Source organism: Candidatus Sulfotelmatobacter sp. (assembly GCA_035498555.1).
Lineage (GTDB): Bacteria > Eisenbacteria > RBG-16-71-46 > RBG-16-71-46 > RBG-16-71-46 > DATKAB01.
In genome coordinates, this window is record DATKAB010000170.1 from 1 (window position 1) to 3306 (window position 3306).

At 69.0% G+C, this 3306-nt stretch carries 2 protein-coding genes and 1 riboswitch; both genes read left to right on the forward strand.

Translation table 11 applies throughout. The annotated features are described in order from the left end of the window. Positions 1-111: 111 nt before the first annotated feature. A riboswitch (cobalamin riboswitch) is annotated at positions 112-252 on the forward strand. Positions 253-361: 109 nt separating this feature from the next. After that, entirely contained in the window at positions 362-2431 is a 2070-nt protein-coding gene (locus VMJ70_13665; protein HTO92171.1) for a TonB-dependent receptor, read from the forward strand. Then, a partial coding sequence (locus tag VMJ70_13670; protein ID HTO92172.1) for a hypothetical protein occupies positions 2428-3306 on the forward strand: 879 nt, incomplete at its 3' end. The genes VMJ70_13665 and VMJ70_13670, both read left to right, overlap by 4 nt.

Consider the following 3306-nt stretch of genomic DNA (forward strand, 5'->3'; position numbering starts at 1 on the left):
GGCTGGGCAATCGGTCTCCGGCGACGTTGAGGGTTCGCGCGATCCTAAGGTCATGTCACGATGCGCGCCAATCGAAAGCGCTTGACCTCTCTCGGCACCACGCGCATCATTCGTCACACATCTCCCGGTGGTGCCCGCAAGGCGCGGGGTAATAGGGAAGAGGGGTGAGAAGCCCCCACGGTCCCGCCACTGTGATGGATCGCGATCACGCGATCACGAGTCAGGAAACCTGCCCCGGGAGCCATTCGCCCACCACGCCTCGCGAGAAGGCGCGCGTGCGGTAGCGGCGTCCCGCAGCCTCGATGCCCTCCGCCCGCTCCCCGCGGGCCAGGGGGCTCTCGATTGAGGCGCGCGAGACGCCGTGATCGTTGCGGGTCTGCTCTTGGCGGCGTTGGCGGCTTCGCCGGATTCCTCGGCGCGGGCGGTTTCCGCGCGCGATTCCGCGTTCGCCGATTCGCTCCCGGGCGGCGCAAAGCCGGTGCTCACGGTGCCGCCCACCGTGGTGCGCGCCGACCGCGTGCCCGCCACGCAGCGATTGATGCCCACGACCGCCGCGGGCGAAGCGCCGCTGCAACGGGTGGCGGGCGGACCGCGCAACCTCGACGAGGCGCTCGGCTCGATCGCCGGCGTTCACTCCAGCGACTACGGCGGGCTTGGCGAGTACAGCACCGTCTCGATCCGCGGCCTTCCCTCCGGAGAGACCGCGTTCCTGATCGACGGCCTTCCGCTCGGCACCGCCGGCGGCTCCACCGTGGATCTCTCGGCGATCCCGGCATCGGCGGTGGACCGCGTGCAGGTCTATCGCGGCTCGGCGCCGCTGATGCTCGGCACTTCTTCGCCCGCCGGCGCCGTCAATCTGCTGACACGACCGGTGGCACGCGAGCTGGGACTGTTGGTCGCGCACGGCCCCGAAGAGTCGTGGCGCCAGCAAGTGGATCTCGGCGCGCGCGGGCAGCGCTTCGAGATCGGTGCCTTCGCCAGTTACTTCACCACGCGCGGCAACTTCACCTACTGGGATCGCAACGGCACCAACCTCAATCCTTACGACGACGGCGACAGCCTGGCGGTGAACAATCGCCGTGACGAGGTCACGGCGCTGGCGCAGGCGGCCTGGAAGCCGGCACCACGGTGGCGGCTCGATCTGCGCGAACTCTATTTTCATCGCGCGCGCGGAGTCTCGGGGCTCGCCAGTGTGCCGGCGCCCAACCCGCGGCTCCGCGATGAGTGGTCGCGCACCTCGATGTCGCTTTCACGCGCGTCGCGCGCCTGGGAGCCGGAGCTGCGCATGGTCGGGGCGCACGATGCCCAGAACTCGCATTTCTCCGACACGCGGGGTCAACTCGGGGTCGGGCGATGGGACACGAGCGACCGCACGCGCGGCGACGTGGCGATGTTCGAGATCGGCCGGCCCGAGAGGCGGCTGCCGCTGGTGCTGCAGGCGCAGGCCAGCGTGCGGCGGGACGTCGCCGATCTCTTCAACGCCTACGCCGCGCTGCCCTCGCCACCCGAGAGCCAGCGCTGGACGCGCGGCGCCACCCTCGATCTCGAGCTGCGTCCGATCGGTGACCGACTGGTGCTGCATGGCGCACGGCGCTGGGAGCAGCTCGACGACCACTTGCGCACCGTGCCCATCGGCACGGTGGTGCGCGCGACCGACGTGTCGCGCGCGCTGGTCACGCCGCAGCTCGGGGCGCGCCTCGAGCTGCTCGGCGGCCTCGCCGCGCGCGCCAACTGGACCTCGGCGCAGCGTGCGCCCGATTTCAACGAGTTGTTCGGCAATCAGGGCACGGTGCTCGGCAATACCGCGCTAACGCCCGAAAGGGTCGAGACACGTGATGCCGGCGTCGCCTGGCACGGTGGGTTCGCCGGAGTGCGCGCGGCGCTCGACGGCTGGGTGTTCGACACGCAAGCCGACGACCTGATCGGCTTCGTCCAGGCCAGCGCCAACGCGGTGCGCGCGATGAACATCTCGAAGATGGTGAATCGCGGGCAGGAGCTGAGCGCCGACCTCACGCTGCCGGGCGGCGCCACGCTTGCGGGTGCCGGCACCTGGCAGGCGGCGCGCGATCGTGGCGCTGCGCCGGGCTACTACGGCCGCAAGATTCCGCTGCGCCCCGATCGCGAGCTGGACGCCACGCTGAGCATGCCCTGGCGCATGTTCCGAGCCTCGCTCGGCGTTCACGACCTGGATGCCGACTACACCGACCGCTCGAACCGCCAGCGGGTGCCCCGTCGCACGCTGTGGAACGCGGCGCTGTCACTGGTCCCGAGCGGTGCGCCGCTACGCCTCTCGCTCGACGTTCGCAATCTCACCGATCAGATCGCGTACGACGTGGCCGGGTATCCGCTGCCCGGCCGATCCGTCTTCCTTTCGCTCGACTGGCGCCACGATCCGGCGGGATCGGGCCCGAACTCAGGAGAACAGCCATGAGTCCTCGTCATGCCGTCCCGTTTCTCCCGCTTCTCGCTCTGACCCTGGGCTTCGGTCCCGCCCTCGCGGCGCAGTCGCGAGCCTTCGTGCTGACTTCCGACGTCTCGAACGGCTCGTTGTCGGTGGTGAATCTCGACACCCGCGCCTGCACTCCCGACGTTCAGCCGGCCGGCGCGGACGCGTTCGAGCGCTGGTTCGACGGCAATCTCTACATCGTTAATCGCTTCGGCGGCGACAATATCCAGGTGGTGGATGGCACCACGCTCAACACCATTCACCAGTGGTCGACGGGCAACGGCTCGAACCCGCAGGACATCTGCTTCGTCACGCCGACCAAGGCCTACGTGACGCGCTATGCCAGCGCCGACCTGCTGATTCTGAACCCGCAGGACGGAACTTCGCCAGGCACCATCTCGCTCGCCCAGTTCGCAGACGCGGATGGGCTCCCCGAGATGGGGCACGTGATCCGCGTCGACAAGTACGTGTTCGTGGCCCTCCAGCGCCTGAACGAGAACGCCGGCTTCACGCCGACCGATTCGAGCCTGGTTGCGGTGATCGATGCCGTGGCCGACACGGTGGTGGACACCGACCCGCTGTTGCCCGGCAAGCAGGCGATCAGGCTCGAACGCAAGAATCCGTTCACCGAATTCCAGTTCGACCGCGCGACGTCACGGCTGCTGATCGGCTGCGCCGGCGCCTTCGGGGCGCTCGATGGCGGCATCGAGTGGATCGACCCCGTGCACTTCCGCTCGCTCGGCACCGCGATCAGCGAAAGCGAGTTGGGCGGCGACGTGAACGGCATCGTCTGGCATGGACCGACCCATTCGTACGCGATCATCAACGACCTCTCGTTCAACACTTCGGTGGTGTCGTGG